Source organism: Quyinboa mangrovi (assembly GCF_042219825.1).
Lineage (GTDB): Bacteria > Bacteroidota > Bacteroidia > Bacteroidales > UBA5342 > JBHJHP01.
In genome coordinates this window covers 193,797-210,096 of the sequence record NZ_JBHJHQ010000002.1, presented here as the reverse complement: position 1 = coordinate 210,096, position 16,300 = coordinate 193,797, and the positions used below count along the sequence as shown (strand labels likewise).

The 16,300-nt window shown below is 41.0% G+C and carries 6 protein-coding genes; all 6 read right to left on the bottom strand.

Annotated elements, in window-relative coordinates; all coding sequences use genetic code 11:
* Positions 1-13 precede the first annotated feature (13 nt).
* Entirely contained in the window at positions 14-3,193 is a 3,180-nt protein-coding gene (locus ACE1ET_RS04115) for a LamG-like jellyroll fold domain-containing protein (protein ID WP_375727095.1), read from the bottom strand.
* A 113-nt stretch (positions 3,194-3,306) separates the two neighbouring features.
* Complete coding sequence (locus ACE1ET_RS04110; RefSeq protein WP_375727094.1) at positions 3,307-5,385, bottom strand: beta-galactosidase; 2,079 nt, start codon at positions 5,383-5,385, stop codon at positions 3,307-3,309.
* Positions 5,386-5,402: 17 nt separating this feature from the next.
* Entirely contained in the window at positions 5,403-9,386 is a 3,984-nt protein-coding gene (locus ACE1ET_RS04105) for a beta-L-arabinofuranosidase domain-containing protein (protein ID WP_375727093.1), read from the bottom strand.
* Between the two features lie 48 nt (positions 9,387-9,434).
* Positions 9,435-11,489 carry a beta-L-arabinofuranosidase domain-containing protein gene (locus ACE1ET_RS04100; RefSeq protein ID WP_375727092.1) on the bottom strand — a complete coding sequence of 685 codons (2,055 nt, stop codon included), beginning with the start codon at positions 11,487-11,489 and terminating at the stop codon, positions 9,435-9,437.
* A 216-nt stretch (positions 11,490-11,705) separates the two neighbouring features.
* Positions 11,706-14,522: a two-component regulator propeller domain-containing protein gene (locus tag ACE1ET_RS04095; RefSeq protein WP_375727091.1), complete on the bottom strand. Its 2,817-nt coding sequence runs from the start codon at positions 14,520-14,522 to the stop codon at positions 11,706-11,708.
* Between the two features lie 288 nt (positions 14,523-14,810).
* Entirely contained in the window at positions 14,811-16,250 is a 1,440-nt protein-coding gene (locus ACE1ET_RS04090; RefSeq protein ID WP_375727090.1) for a BNR repeat-containing protein, read from the bottom strand.
* Positions 16,251-16,300 lie beyond the last annotated feature (50 nt).

The following is a 16,300-nucleotide window of genomic DNA, read 5'->3' as shown; positions in this document are numbered from 1 at the left end:
CGGGAACATGATCTTACACCTTGATCACCTTAAATAATTTGGTTTTACCATCCAATCTGACTTCGATAAGATACATTTGAGATTTATTCAGGTAAAACTCAGTCACATCTGAATCTGCTTTAAATTCCGTTACCAACTGTCCTGTAACATTATATACCCTGACGTTTGCATTAGTTGCATTTCTCAAATGAAATGCTCCATTCGTCAATACTGTCGGGGTTATGATCATTTCCGGCTGCGAATTGCTCTTTACAATCCGTATATCAGTAGAAACAAGAAAATTTTCAGCCCGGGCAGCAATAGTGTTTTCGTTCATTATACCCTGATAGATATTAAATTCGTCTATTGAACCGATCCATGTTGCATCAGCAGAATATCCCCCTTTACATAAGTAAGCAAATGAATTATCAAGGGCCTGAATTCTGTTGCTTCCGGTAAAAGGTTTTTTCCCAACCAATGAACCATTGACATACCATGTAATTTCGTCGCCTGAAAGCGTACTGACCAGATGGTAAAGCCCACCGTCGTCAAGCTTTGTACCATATACCCTGTCCTCAGCTGCCCAGGGAGACGTTGTGTTTTCGCATGAAATGGCAGCACTGCTGGCATTGTTATTAGCCAGCGTAATGTAGAAATAGTTTACTCCGAATGTCCCTGAGGTACCTCCGAAATAGCTTATCATTGTGTTTGCCGTATTCGTTGTACCTGCTTTAACAAATGCTTCAACTGTAACAGCCGAATAGTTATTAAGACCTATTATATCTCCGGGAAGGTCAATGTATTCTCCCTGTGCCGATGTAGTATAAATGCCATCTGAAATTGTACCCCCAACAAGTGTTCCGTCTGCAATTCCGACTGTATCATTTGCAGTACCGTCTTCAAAGGGATAAGAATGCATCAAAACAAGTGTAGTATCAATTTCTACAGGCATAGGATCATTTATAATGGTATTGTAATTAAACCATTTCTTATATATGTTTGCTTTGTATAATACATTTTTCACCGGTTTTATACGATAGTCATAATGATGTGTACGGGTTTTCTCTCCTTTATAAATATAATCCGTATTTGATACCACCGCAAAGACTACTCCGTTGGCTGGTTGCTGATCCAATGCGATCATACATTCCCCGCCAAAAACAGGTTGTCCGTAAATCATTTGTCCGTCTGAAGTTCTGTAACACAACTGACAGGTCATGTTCACATCCAATGGCTGGAAGTACATGACTACTGTATCTCCTGATACATGAAACGGGATTTGATTACCTCCTGACCATCCCGGCGTTGTTCTTGCTTCCGGAACATACCATCCGGCAGTATCCTTTGTCACTTTCACGTAGGGTGTTGAAGTCCATGGTTCAGGATGTAACCACGCCGGCTCATATTCAGCTATAATATTGATACCTGAGTATCCATTGATCAGGTCTCTGATTGAGTTAGTCCATGGTCCAAAGTCTACCAATGCCTGTTTCGCTCTGTATTCATAAATCACACGACGAATCTGTTCTTCTCCTATTGAATCAGCAATACCTTCTAATACACGTGAAGGACAATTTTGCCATATCCATGGAATACTCTTATCACCCAAAGCCTGAGCTAAATAAACCGGGAATCCGTTTCCATATTGTGTACCTCCTAAAAGTGTTCTCCAGGTACTGGCATAATCTCCCTGATATACACCTTCTGCTGCCGGACCTCCAAATGATCCATCCTGCAACCAGCCACTGTAACATTCTATTGGCATAAACGGAGCTACAAACGTACCTGCATTTAAAAATCCCATTGCACCATAACCACCTGATCTTCTGGATGCAGCTTCCTGCTGTAACCAGGTATTTCCTCCTTCATGAAACCATGCCGCATCCTTACAACCAGGCATATCCGCCAGGATTGCATGAATACCTTCATGTATCATAGCACCCATTGAACCATCATCCGGAATATTTGGATCAAATCTGCTGACCGGAAAATAAGATGCCAAAACGTTAGGCCAGGCTTCACCGTTATACATGCTTACCCCCATCCAACCACCTAAGGCTGTGCTGTCTGCATCATCTGTACACAAACCAGATCCAAATAAGTAGATCGCTGAACGGTACCCGTTTCTTGCACGTTTATCTCTTGGCCAACCCATTTCATCAGAAAAATAAGCAAACTCCCGATCAAAGTATTTTAACATGGAATCGATGGCTTCATCTGTAACCAATGAATTCGCATTGGGACCTTTTTTAAATGTCCACCAATTATAATTGTAATCTGTCCCCCCACATTGATCTGGCAAATTCTGAGTTGGCATAGGTAAATTTGGGTTTTCCGGCGTAAAGGCTATCGTTGGATTGTATTCAGGCCAGAAATATCTTGCTCCATTTTCCTGTGCGGAAACAGTCAAATGAAAAAGTTGAGTAAACACATTACCACACGAGTTAAAATATGTAGCATAATACGTTCCGCTCTGATTGGTCTCGACATCTACAAGTTTTAAGTTTTTCACATCGGCAGAAAATCCGTTTGGACCTTCCCAGTGCCAATCGTTGGTTTGTGCTGAATCAAGACTGCTAGGGATTAACTCAACTGTATTTCCGACAACGGCATAAGCACAGTTTAGGTCTAAGGTATCACCATCATTTATTTTTACAGCGCTTGTCAGTTCAACACTGCCACATGTATCAGTTTTGGTTAAGGTCACATTATCAACTCCAGTCCATCCACTGTTTTTTGCATCAAACTCTATTCCTATATACGAGCCGATAGATTCCGGTGTTGCAGTTGCAAATACCTGCAAACTTTCGGGACTGGTAACTAACCCATTAAATGTAGTACTGGCAAGAACATTTCTAACGCCGTCACCATTATCATAAAACAATGTAGCCACAAAATTATTAGCACCACTCCAGATATCATACCCATCGAAGGTCAACGTAAATTCATCCCCTGTTCCGATGATATAATCTGTAAGGTTGTATGCCGAACCGTCAGCTCCTTTCCAGTAAGCAGTACCTGCGGCTTCTACACCGGAGTCTGTTATAGGTCCGTCTGTACTCCATCCGGGAACACTCCCTTTGTTGTCAAAATTCGTTTTTACACCGGGTGATGTAAAATCACCGTTTGTAACAGCAATAGGCACCTGAGCCTGTATAGATGCAACACAAAAAAATACGACTGCCAATAAAATAAATGCAATTCCCTTTTTCATAAAATTTCTAAATCAATTACTTCTCATTTTTTTATCATGGTAATCAACCGATTCTATGCCTATATTATAGTTGCACTAAATTAGTTTTTCCCATTTTATATTTGAACTTGTCTCTATTCTTCAATAATGATTACTCCCCACGGATCAATGGCAAGTTTTTGCTGATTTCTCACCTTTGTATTCGTAAGCAATTCCGTCCCTTTTTTGTAGGGATACTCAATTTCCCTGGATTCGGATGAATAATTGTAGTAATACCGTATGGTGTTACCATCATCATTTTTACCCGATTTGGTTATTAAAGGCCAGTGCAAATCCTGATCGGCGGTTTTAAGCCCCAGATTCTCCAGTTCTTTCAATATAATTTTTTCCTGAATGGCATCTGACACCATGCAGCCTTCGTAAATTAATTTTCCTTTTCCATAATCATTCGATGTAATAGCAGGATACTTGTCAAAGTACCTGTAGTTATAATATGCCAATGCCTCAGCTGTTTCAGGTATGATGTATTCCGCCCAGGTATGTACTTTATTCTGATCTTCACCAACCCTGAAAGGATCACCTTTTAAGGTCATTTCTCCAATGCTTGAAAATTCCTGGTAATAAAATCCGCATAACTCACGCAAGGGGCCTGGTGCAACTGTTGGGCGCACCATTGAGTTTTCGTCGCAGAATCCGCTTTTAAACTGCATAATGATATGACCGCCATTTTCGACATAGGATTTTAGTTTTTCAAGCAGTTCATCACTTGCCACATATAATGAAGGAATGATTAACAATTCATAACCCTTAAAATCTTCATCGTACGGAAAAACAAAATCAACACCTACATTATTCTCGTACAGAATTTTATGGAACTGATCCATTTGGTTATACTTGTAATAGTTCCATGAATTTCCCTGATGATTAAACGGCATAAAGTTTAAAGCTGAGTTCGAATCGTGACTGAACAGTATTGCCACTTTATTCTCCTTTTTCAGGTTAACCAGCTTTTTACCAATAGCCTGAAGTTCATGAGCCGTCTTAGACATTTCAGCATAAGCCCTGTTGGGTTGCATATCGTGCGAAAGAATTCCTTTCCAGTAAATCTCCTGCCCGTAATGAATGGAATGCCAGTGCCAGTATTCCACCATATTGGCGCCTGAGCCCAAATGCGCATATACATTTTGCCGTAACTGACCGGGATAAGGTGGTTGCTGGTTTTTTGAATCCCATCCTGTGGTCTGGGCATTGGTTTCGGTAATCAGGTAGTTTTTATGTTTAACTGAACGGAAATAGTCACCGGCAAAAGCAATTTCACGTCCTGTCAGGTGGTCCTGCTGTTGGTGATACACATTCACGCCCATCACATCCATTAATTTAGCGCTTTCGTGTTGATCCACATTTTCTACCGATGTCATAAAGCATTGCATGATAAACTGGTCATCGCGTTTGTATTCCCGAACAATGGCTGACTGCCAGGTCAGAAATTCCGCCAGGGATTTACGGTTGTACCTTTCCCATTCCAGTTTATATCCTGTATTGGTAATGCCGTCGCGTGGAGCAAGCTCTTCCCAGCTATCAATGGTCATTCCCCAATAGTTTAATCCCCAGATTTTATTCAGGTTTTCGGGTGTTTTAAATTTATCTTTCAGGTAGTTCACAAAGCCGACCTGATAATTTTCGTTGTTTACACCACGTGTTTCAGTTTCATTATCAACCTGAAAACCAATGATGCCCGGATGCTGTGCATAATGCTCCATCATTTTGCGAATGATTCGCTCGCTGTAGTACAGGTAAGTTGGATCAGTGATGTTCATATTTTGACGGATGCCATAATAAGCCTTGCCCCCGTTTTTGTACTCCAGTAAAACTTCCGGATGTTTGTGCCAGAGCCATGCTGGAATAGAATAGGTTGGTGTTCCCAGAATTACCTTTATGCCTGCCTCATGCATTTTATCAATGATCCGGTCCATCCATGCAAATTCGAACTCACCTTCGCGGGGTTCAAACAGACTCCAGGTTGATTCTCCAACCCGGACAACCGATATCCCGGCTTCCTTCATCATGCGTACATCCTCATCCAGACGCTCGAATGGCATGTATTCATGATAGTAGGCCACACCATATAAGATATTATCAAATTTTTCCGGCTGAGCTTTCAATATTATGAAAACAAACAGACCTGCAATTGTCAGAATTATTTTATTGCCCATAACTAAAGTCTTGCTTATTATTTACCCACAATTAAAACCTTTTGCCTGGTGTTACCTGCTGTAACGATATAAATACCGGATGGTAGTTTTATCGTAAATCTAGCCGCCCCGGCTAAACGATTAAAAAACTGTCGGCCTGATATATCATGAATCCGAATACCTGTATCAGATAAAATATTAGTGACAACCAGCTGATCTCCTGCGCTGTAAATCAATGCAGTTTGTTCTTCTGGTCTTTTATCCGTATCAATTCCTGTTGCGTTTGTTACCATAACATCGAATTTGAACACAACACGGCGAGCCATAGTACCGGTGGAATATGTGAGTGCCTGGCTAACGGTATATGTATCCCCTTCATCACTTAATCCGGGAAATAACCCTATTTTAAAAGACAGATTACTTATGTCGAATTCAGAGAAAACAACGGAATTGCTATTCCAGTTTGTAACATATCCGTCCGGATCAAACCAGTGCCCCGGATTTGTTGCAGTGGAATTTGTATTCAGCGTTCCGGCCGGACTTAATGCTGCATATTTTAGGGTTGAACCAAAACTACTCCTTAACTCGGCAGTACTTAATCCAAATGCATCGTTTAAAAGCTGATCGTTAATAACCACAGTATTAAAAGGATAAACCGTGTTGTCAGGACCATATTCCGGCTTCACCCGCACATCGTAAACAAGGGTATCTGTTGCCGGTGTGGCTTCGGCATGCGCACTGCTTCTGGCAATCCATACCGCCATTTCACCGGGACCGCGGTTCGACCAGGCATAGTAAGGAATAGCCTTCAGTTTCTTATCCTGAAGTACGATGGTATTTGTTTCACGGTCAGCGGTCGCGATCTTACCATCAATCTGAAGACTCACCACTCCATTCATCCATTCCGGTTCACTTACTGCAGTAATTTGATTATTGTCTTCAATAACACTGTTCAGTACATGTCCGCCATTATCCGGCCATTCCAGCGTATATACAATCGGTCCGCGTTCCAGTGACACTTTACCTGCATCTTCTTCTACCAGTTCGTTAGCCACAGTCCGGTGTACATCCATCGGAAAATTAATCTGAATCACATCATCCGATGTCCAGGTTCTTGTGAGCACAATGTAGCCATCTGCATTCAACTCATATTCCACCGGTTCATCATTTACAGATAAGGTAATGTTGTTTACAGTGGCATCCAGATATCTGTACAATTCACCGGGGACAGGATTATTTTTTGCCCAGCCCGGAACCCTGAGAAGAAGACTGAATGCTTTTGATGTTTCAGGATTGACAGTTAGGCTGACATTCCCTTCCCACGGATAATTGGTAACCTGCGTAATCCGTACCGTATCTTCATTAAGACTAATCGTGGATTCCCCCTGAACATAAAGATTGACATAAATACTGTCACTTTTCTGTGCGTAAATATACCCCGGCATGGAAGGCACAAACCGGCATAAGTTACTTGGACAACAGGCACAGCCAAACCACTCTTTACGGGTATTGGCTCCCTGGTTGAACAGGTATTCCCCGTCTGACTCCAATGGATTCGGATAGAAGAAAAGATTGCCTGAAAGGCTTATTCCGGAAATAATGCCATTATATAATGTGCGTTCTATCACATCGTAATATTTTGACTGTCCGTGCATTAAAAACATACGGTGATTCCAGTATACATTTCCGATAGCCGCACAGGTCTCACAATAGGCCTCCTTGTTGGGCAAAACATAATTATGATCAAAGGCCTCACCGTCATGTTTGGCACCAATTCCACCGGTGATGTAGTATTTCTTATCAACCACATTTCCCCAAATCGTATCAATGGCATGCAGATACGAGGGGTTATTCGTTAAGGCAGCCACGTCAGCCATTCCTGAATACATGTACACCGCACGAACAGCATGTCCAACTGCTTCAGTCTGTTTAACGACAGGCAAATGACTCTGACTGTATTCTTTTCGCATCACACCTTTGGTTCCGCGCAGATCAAGAAAGTATTTAGCCAGCTCAAGGTAATCTTTGTTTCCTGTGACCCGGTATAATTTAACCAGTCCCATTTCAACAATCTGATGACCAGGCTCATATGTTAAACCGCCCACTAAAAAGTCTTTCACAAGAAGATCTGCACTCTTAATGGCTATATCCAGCAATGACCGTTTGCCTGTTGCATTATAATGCGCCACTGCTGCTTCATAAAGATGACCACAATTGTACAGTTCGTGGCTGAGATCCGGATCTTTCTCCCAGCGTTGTGCTCCTACCCAATCGTGTAAATTACCGGGTTCACCTGCTGTACGGGCTGTATACAAATAACCATCTTCTTCCTGTGCCTTTTCTATATAATAAATGAGTGTGTCCATCTGCTTTTCCAGTTCCTTATTGGGCAGACTTTGAATGGAGTACGACATTCCCTCCAGTATCTTATAAATATCTGTATCGTCGAAGGTGTATTCTGTAGAGAAATAACCAGGCATTAAACCACCGGCTTTCTTAAAATTATCCACACGTCCGGTGATGTAGCACTGATTCAGTGCAATAGGAATGGTTGTTTCCTGGTTTTGAAGAATACGGGGCGACCAGAATGCGTCGTTAAGTTTTACCTCTGTAAATGAAACCGGTTCAATCGGATAATCATGATATTCATGGGTACCACCGGTATCTGAACTTAATGAATCGCTTGCATCATAAATCTGCCAGTTATCGAGGTAAACAGTAGTCGCCGTTTCGTTATGGCCGTTATTTACCCAGGCACCACCACCTACGGGATTTGCCACGCTGAACGTATGCTCAAAAAATTGCCATTCTCCTTCGGTATCCGGTATCAAAAAGTAAATATAATCGCGGGCCTGCTCCACTGTTGCATCATCAGTGCTTGTGAACACACCACCGTTACCATAAATTCCTGTTTCGAAGGTACCATTGGTTTTAATCCATCCGCTCAATTTATATTCAACAGCATCAAAATACATATTCGGAGACTCAATACCCGATGTGCCATTCAGTTTTAAGCATGTAGCACCGCATTTAATATCCTCCCCATCAGAAAGGGTAACAAGTGTAGGAGGATTGCTCCAGGTTGAATACCGATCCATGGTAAGAAAACGCGGATCGTAAATAAGGTTCAGAACTTTCTCCTGGAAACAGTCGTTGTCCCTGGAGGTATTAACAACAATATCTTTATGTGTTGAACCGGTTAGAAATGTCAGCGTATCAAAGGCACTTGTTCCTTCCACGGAATTAAATGTCATAGTCAGATTGTAGCCGCCAACTGACTGTGCCTCAAGCTGTGAAATATGTGCTGCTGATAGCTCAACCCCGCTTAATCCATTTTTAAATGCCACATCAATTCCTTCTTCCGGAATATTGATACCCTTAACATTGAGTGTTGCTGTGGATTTTCCCCTGACATCCGATAAAACAATCTTAGATGCATTTACCAACACAGAAGGATCTGCAAACTCTGAATAAACCTCCCATTCAGTTACACCCAATGCTGCATAAGAAGTTCCGTCGGTTGAAGCATTCAGAAATAACCGTAGTGTTTTTGTCTTTACCGGTTCAAACTCAACAGCATTGACAGATGCAATATTCAGTGGGTATGCCTGTCCATCAGATAACGTAACATCCTGCCATTCAGACGAGCTGCTGTTCATGTACTGAATTTTCCAGGAAGAAGGCATGGCCACGCCATCGCCTGCCGTTGAACCGGCATTATCACACCAGAAATATACCGATACTTTATTAACGGATACCGAATCGGACCATTCATAACTTAGCCACTGAGATGCCGGACGGGTATTGCTCCAGGATCCCCATGTTTCAGAGTTACCTAATGCAGGTAATCCACCTCCCGCTAAACCAAAGCCAGCAGTTTGATTATTCACTGCATTCAGATTATTCCATGCTGCCGTATATGATGCTGTTACCGATGATACATTGGGCGCAACATTCACAAGGGTTTGCGCATTTGCAGTCAGCCCTGTATAGGCAAACAGAATCATTAAAGTCTTTAACATTTTCATGGCAAGTTTCATTATATTATCCTTTATTGTTTCTTTAATCCACTACATATGATTCAACCATATACCGTATGTGTAAGCACTGGAATGCCTGTCGGGATCCGGTAGATCTGTCCGGGTCCACTGTCCAATATTGACAAATGGGGTGAGAACGAGTTTAACCTCTTTTCCCCTTAAGAATCCTTTTGTTTCATAAACCGGCCCAAGCATTTTATCATCTTGTTTTTGAACCGGAACTGGTAACACGGATGTATTAATTCTAATGTCTTTATTCAGATCTGCTGAAGCGTCCAGCTGAGTATTCCAAAACATATCAAGAGCATAAACAACCGGCCCTCTCATAAAAGCTGAAGGAATAATTTCGGTTGGAACCTCTCTATACATGTGTTCCCCACCCGGTAAATAATACATGGTATAATCACTGTGATGTGCTCTTGTAATCCACTTCTCTTCCATTGGAAAACGAATTTCAACCATATCCCCTTTCTTCCATTTCTGTGAAAGCTGAAGATAAGTCCCTGATGTGACTTCACGAATTATATTGCCGTTTAATTTCACTTCAGGTGTTTTACACCAGGAAGGAATTCTTAACATCAGATTTTTGTCAACAGGATCTTCAGATACAATTGCCAGTTCAATTTTATCCGTTTCAGGATATGTGGTATTGATCCTGAATTTGAATGCATCCCCTTCATAATCCGATGCCAGATATTGGTTAATATAAAAATCTTTTCCGTTCTCCGCATAAACAAACGTTGGAATCAACGATATTATCCTGTGTCCGCTTGCAGTGCAGCAGTCCGGACCATGGAAGTAGCCATTCGGTTTTGTACCGTTTGGTGGTGTATGATACCGGCAAATGCCTTCTTCAGCTGCCTGAGCTGCAAATACGTGATTAATCATTAACTTTTCAATGGCATCCGCGTACTTCACATCACCTGTCAGTTCCAGCAGCATTTGTGTGAGTTGCATCCAGGACATGGTGGCACAGGTTTCCACTATATTTCCGGAAAGTGGTTTTACATAATCGTGTTCATAGTGTTCTGCCACGCTTACGCCACCGGTAATATACATTTGTCGTTCATTGATATCATTCCAGGCACCGGTCACTTTCCTTAATAGCGATTCATCCCCGGTTATGCGGTATAACCTTAAGAAACCCATGAAATTCATATGAAAGGTATGGGAATGCACATAGGGCTGAAGTTCATCCACACCAAGCTTTCCGTCGGCAACTGAATCGAGGCGGGAGAATGAATCCCAGCCACTCCATTTATCAATGTTACTGACCACCCATTGACTCCAGTCCAGATATTTTTGTTTACCGGTGAGTTCATACAACCGTGTTACCGGATCAGCCAGCAAAGTGCCTTCCCATGAATAATGCACACTGTGACCGGCAAACTGTGACGTTCCAGCCAACTTGTGCCGGATGTTTTCCGGTGGACGTAAATCTGATGGCCAGAACTCCTGCTTTCCGGGGCCAAAGTATTCTAAAAAGTATCCTGCCAGTTTTTCGGCAGCATTCAGAGCCTCTTCATTCCCTGTCTCCTCATAAACTGTCATAAAAGCATGAAATACAAAATAGAGTTCATAAGGATCCATCCCCCTTACCGGGCGTTCAGCAGAACGAAAATCTCTGGCTGTTGCACCAACATAACCACTTTCTTCCTGTGAAGCAATAATCCGGTCCAATACATCTTTTGCTTTAGCCAGTAAAGCCTGATCATCAGACTGGATTGCAGACAGATAGGCGGACTCTACCCATTTGCCATGCTGCTCTGCCTGTGTCCAGTTCCAATCCGTATGTTCCCGTTTAACAATAAAATCGACATATTTATCAATGGGAAATGTTTCCAGATAGTTTTTCCGGTTAACGTCCATGCGGTGTCCGAAAAACCCGGTAATGTTTTTAACGGCAGAAATCTTTACCGGCCTTTCCATTGCTTCTACTTTTACTGTTTTTTCTTTACCTGTTGACGTGCAGGATGTGATAAACAAAACTGATATCACCAGAAGCAGGAAACCTGATCTTACATTAATTTTTGACATGTAATAATTAAACCCTGACGTGATTTTAACGATAAAAGCTTTCTGCATATGCATGATGTTTAAACCTTGATATTGTGAATACTTAAAAATCCAACATCAAAGAAAAGGAATAAAAAAACAAACTCTTATGGGTTATAAATCAATTAAAAGGGGGTAACAGGGCAAGTCTGAAATGAATAAAAACCCCAATCATTTGAAGAAAAATACCATGGTGTTTTCGTGCGTTTGCATGGCACTGATCCCGAACCGTGAAACAAATCAGTGTCAGGATTTGGATCTTTTCTGGTATTCACCGGGTGAAATTCCATAAATGCTTTTAAAGGATTCTGTGAAGTTTTTATAATCACTGTACCCCAAAGCAGCCATAACTTCGGTAATAGTTGCTGTTTTGTTTTCGAGCATACCTCGTGCATGTACCATCTTAATCTCCTTGATAAATTCAAAGGCCGTTTTACCTGTAATGACTTTTATCTTTCGGGAAAGAGTGGACCGGGACATGTTCATTTCATTGGCTAGGCTTTCGATATTAAAAGAACTATCATCCAGATTGCTTTCAACAATATGTGTAGCCTTATCTATCATGGTCTTGTCAATCTTTACGAATTCCGGTGTTGATGCGCTTTCATTACTATCAACATACTGATGCATTTTAACCAGTTCTGCACTGTCAGCCCATTTTTCTTTATGACGTCGTTCTGTCCGTCGGGCAACTATGTATACACCATAAATTAAAGCGCTTAATCCCAACAACAGATAAATAACATACGCTATCCAGCTTTCAAACCATGCGGGCTGCCGTACAATACTCAGTGATGTTACCTGATTACTCCACAACCCGTTTTTGTCTGTTGACTTAACCTGAAAAGTATAATCTCCTTTTTTAAGATTACGATAAAATGCTGTATTTATACCTATATCGGGATAAACCCATTCATCCTCAAGCCCTTCCATACGATAAGCATAACGGATCTGATCCAAATGATGAAAATCCAGCGAGGAAAAGTCAATTTCAAGATTCTTTTCATCCGGAGAAATATTCAGTAACTCGTCATTCCTTTTACCATTCGTATAATCCATCATAATGCTCTTTCCACTGATTCTGATGTCCGTGATATGGGTAGATACTTTTTCGGGTATCCCTTCCAACTGTTGAGAAGGCGATATTGAGATGACACCTGAAATCCCACCAAAGAATATCTCATCCGGTTTATTGTAAAACACAGCATTCGAGAGAAACCGGGTCACCAGATAGTCGCTGTTTCGTGTAGAATAGATGCGATATGCACTGTTATATGGATTATACTCTTTTATATTCTGATTGGTTACAATCCATAAATGATTGTACTCGTCTACAACCACATTGTTAATGATATCTCCTTTCATACCACAGGCCAGACTGTAGTCCTCCAGATTGTTATCTTTTAAACTATACTTCAGCACCTCTCCCTTTCCGGTACCAAGCCAAAGGTTTCCATCACTGGTTGCATCAATACAAACAAAATCCTTTTTAAAAGGATGCCAGGTAAGTTTCAGTTTGGAGTCAATGGAACAGATGCCTTTGTTTTGCACGGCAAGCCAAATCGTTCCATCATTTGTTTCAGTAATATCTGCTACATGACCCAGATCTTCTGCATAAGGTTCCAGTTGTTTACCGGAAATGTGATAAACATATAAGCCCGTTCCGGTTCCGATCCAAAGTTTACCTGCTTTATCCTCCCATACAGAAGCCACTAATCCGGGATTATCTGAAACGTCGTTGAGTTTTATCTGCACTTGCAGTTCCATATTCAATCGGTCATGGCTCAATCCATATACCTCAGATCCATAAGTCACAGCCCAAATCATGTTTTCAGTTTTAGAACCAATCATGTCCTGAACATACCAGAATGGCAGATTTCTGACACTTTCACATTCTGAATAATGCATCAGGCCTTCCGTTTTGGCATCATACATGTATAATCCATATCGTTCCTGCGAAAGCCAGAAAAGGCTATCCTTGTCATAATACAAGGCAACGATAGCGGGATTTGCCCTGATCCTGTCCCTTAAACCCTTTAGTGGATATTTTTTTACCTTATGTTCGTGTATATCAATAATGAAACTTTTCACATCAAATGCAGAAACCCATAATTTACCTTCCCTGTCCTTATAGATTTCATACAGCATTTTATTATCTGAATCCAGAAATGGTGAGGTATCAACCTGTTCCAGCATTCCCTTTTCATTTATCCGGAATGCAAAAAGTTTCTTCTGAGTTGTCACCCATAAATAGCCAAATTCATCATCTCTTACCATATGAAAAAGATCCGCAACCGGCTGATTCATGGCATCCAAAGGCAAGGGTTGCGGAACATAACGCTGGGATTCGTTTTCTGCATCAGGTGTGAACCGAACAATGCCACGGCCCCAGGTTCCAAGCCAGTAACAGTTGTGCTCCTTATCCCGGATAATACGTTCAATATCCATATAATTCCGGTTATGAAAATAAGGTTCAAACTGATCCTTTTGCCTGTCCAACCGGTACATTCCTCCACCGGTTATTGAAATGAGGAGTTCGCCATCCGTGTTTTCATATACAAAATACACGCTGCGGGGCGCATTATCATAACTAATATCGTATGTATTAATTAATTCACCATCGGACTTAAACCGGAGTAATTTTCCTGAAACACTGATCCAGATTGTGCCATCATGAGTAACATTAATCGAAAAAACATTTTGAGATGAAAGTTCACCCAGATCAACAGGTGTTATTTTGTAGTTCTCTTTGCTAAGAATATAGGCTCCCTTTAATGTACCAAACCAGATGTTTTTGTTCTGATCCTCATTAATATAAGTGATGTAATTATCAGCCAGCAGATCGGGGTGCTGAAAATCGGAACGAATAGTAATGACTTCATACCCGTCATACCGGCAAAGTCCGTTAAATGTACCAAACCACATGTACCCATCACTATCCTGAAAAATACGGTGAATGGCATTCACCGGCAGTTTATCCAGTGCAGGAATTTCCCTCACCGTAATTTGCTGCGCGGATAATAAAGCTGAATCCAGTCCGAATACCAGAATGGTAATTATCAAAAAGAATCTATTTAGCTTTAATACTCGCATCTAAACTTTAACCTTAAGATACAAAGATAATAATCGGGTAAGGATTTGAAACTTTTAAATATTGAAAAACACCCAGCTTCGATACCTCTGATTCTAAGGTGTATCGATATAAACTCAGTTTTTTACTGAATAAGCAATACGGTATGAAATCCAAAATGTGAAAAAGTAGCAATGTAAACCGTATTATTAAGGGATACCATCTAATTGTAATAAATTAAGCACTAAAATACTTTGGTTCAAAAAAGTAAACTATGCTGTCTATTCTGCAACTGTTGAGACTGCATCGGGTAATTCGTAATGAGGCACGATAATATGACCTTTCAAATCACTTTCAGCCAAAACAAAAGATAAGACATTATATTTTAATAACATTTCACGGTCGATTAGACCCTCGGCTACGGCCTCCCCATCCTGAGAAACATCAAACTCATGCCATGTGTCCCAGTTTTCTTTTGCTTTGGCCATGTAAACCCTGTAATCCGGACCTAAAACATATAAATTATCCAAAGCATCTGCTGCAATATCACCACGATCGATCCTTGATTCTGCAATAACATCATTTTGCCAAACACCATTTTTATCCTGATAAATGTGTCTCATATATGCCTTAGTTCTTCTGTCGTACCAGGAATTTCCTCGGGCATCATCTTTCATATATGATTGTAATATGTGAATGCCTCCTTTACTATCTATCACCTGTGCTTCCTGATTAATCAAGCCACGATTTTGACCAACTGTCAGTACTTTGAATCCTTCTGAATAAAAATTCAGCAATCTCCGTTTATCAAAACTTCCGGTTGTTCCAATTAGCATGCTATCACTATTATACCAGGTACGTCCATCATCGTCGCTGAACGCATAACAAATATCATGATTGCTGTTGGGATCAGGTGAATCGCGCCAAACCAGTGAAACATGTAACCGTGTTCCTCCGGGTGTGTAATGTAATCCATTAATGTACCCGCAGTTATTCACATATCCCTCAGGCATCCCATCTGACCTGCCATGAAGATATTCTCCTATGTAAGTCCATGAATGAGAGGCTCCGGAATATTCCCATAAATGTGAATTCCCGTCTCCACTCCAACCGGTCCGACACTCAAACAGCATATCTCCATTTGGTTTTGAAATGAAACGCGGATAAGTAATTGCGCCCGGGAATTTGGCTTCATTCAAAATAACACCACTTTCAAGATAGTTTTTTACCGCACTGAATGATTCTGCGGACCAACTAACTGATTCAGGTTTATTCGCCAATCCTTCTTCTGAAACACGGTAATGTAGTTCATCATTATGATGATCGAAGGACAGATGTATAGTACCATCATTTTTACAAATTCCAAAAGAAATAGAATAATGTCCGTCACTGATATCGTGATCAGATATATAATCGGTAAATGCAATTGTTTTCCAGTTTCCTTCGGGTAGTTTTTTACGCGATAAACACACCTGTTTTTCCTTATTCCAGAAAACAATATACTGGTAACCTCTGTAAGTCATTACAGCATTTTGCTGAAAGGATACAAAATTTGCTCCGCTTTCTGTAACAAATGCCTGGTCAGTCACAGTATCGCACGATACTGTGAGTTCATTATCTAAATGAACCCGACTTTCATCTATTTCATTTGGAGTCAGATCAATACCCGCACTAAAAACATTAAAAAAGCAAATAGCCAAACCCAATAAAGCTAATCTCATTTGCGTTTATTTTTTATACTTTAAAAATAATGAACCAAATTATCCGATTA

Coding starts and splice junctions, on each gene's coding strand:
- ACE1ET_RS04110 (WP_375727094.1), bottom strand. CDS start 5,385: ATGGGCAATAAAATAATTCTGACAATTGCAGGTCTGTTTGTTTTCATA.
- ACE1ET_RS04115 (WP_375727095.1), bottom strand. CDS start 3,193: ATGAAAAAGGGAATTGCATTTATTTTATTGGCAGTCGTATTTTTTTGT.
- ACE1ET_RS04090 (WP_375727090.1), bottom strand. CDS start 16,250: ATGAGATTAGCTTTATTGGGTTTGGCTATTTGCTTTTTTAATGTTTTT.
- ACE1ET_RS04105 (WP_375727093.1), bottom strand. CDS start 9,386: ATGTTAAAGACTTTAATGATTCTGTTTGCCTATACAGGGCTGACTGCA.
- ACE1ET_RS04100 (WP_375727092.1), bottom strand. CDS start 11,489: ATGCAGAAAGCTTTTATCGTTAAAATCACGTCAGGGTTTAATTATTAC.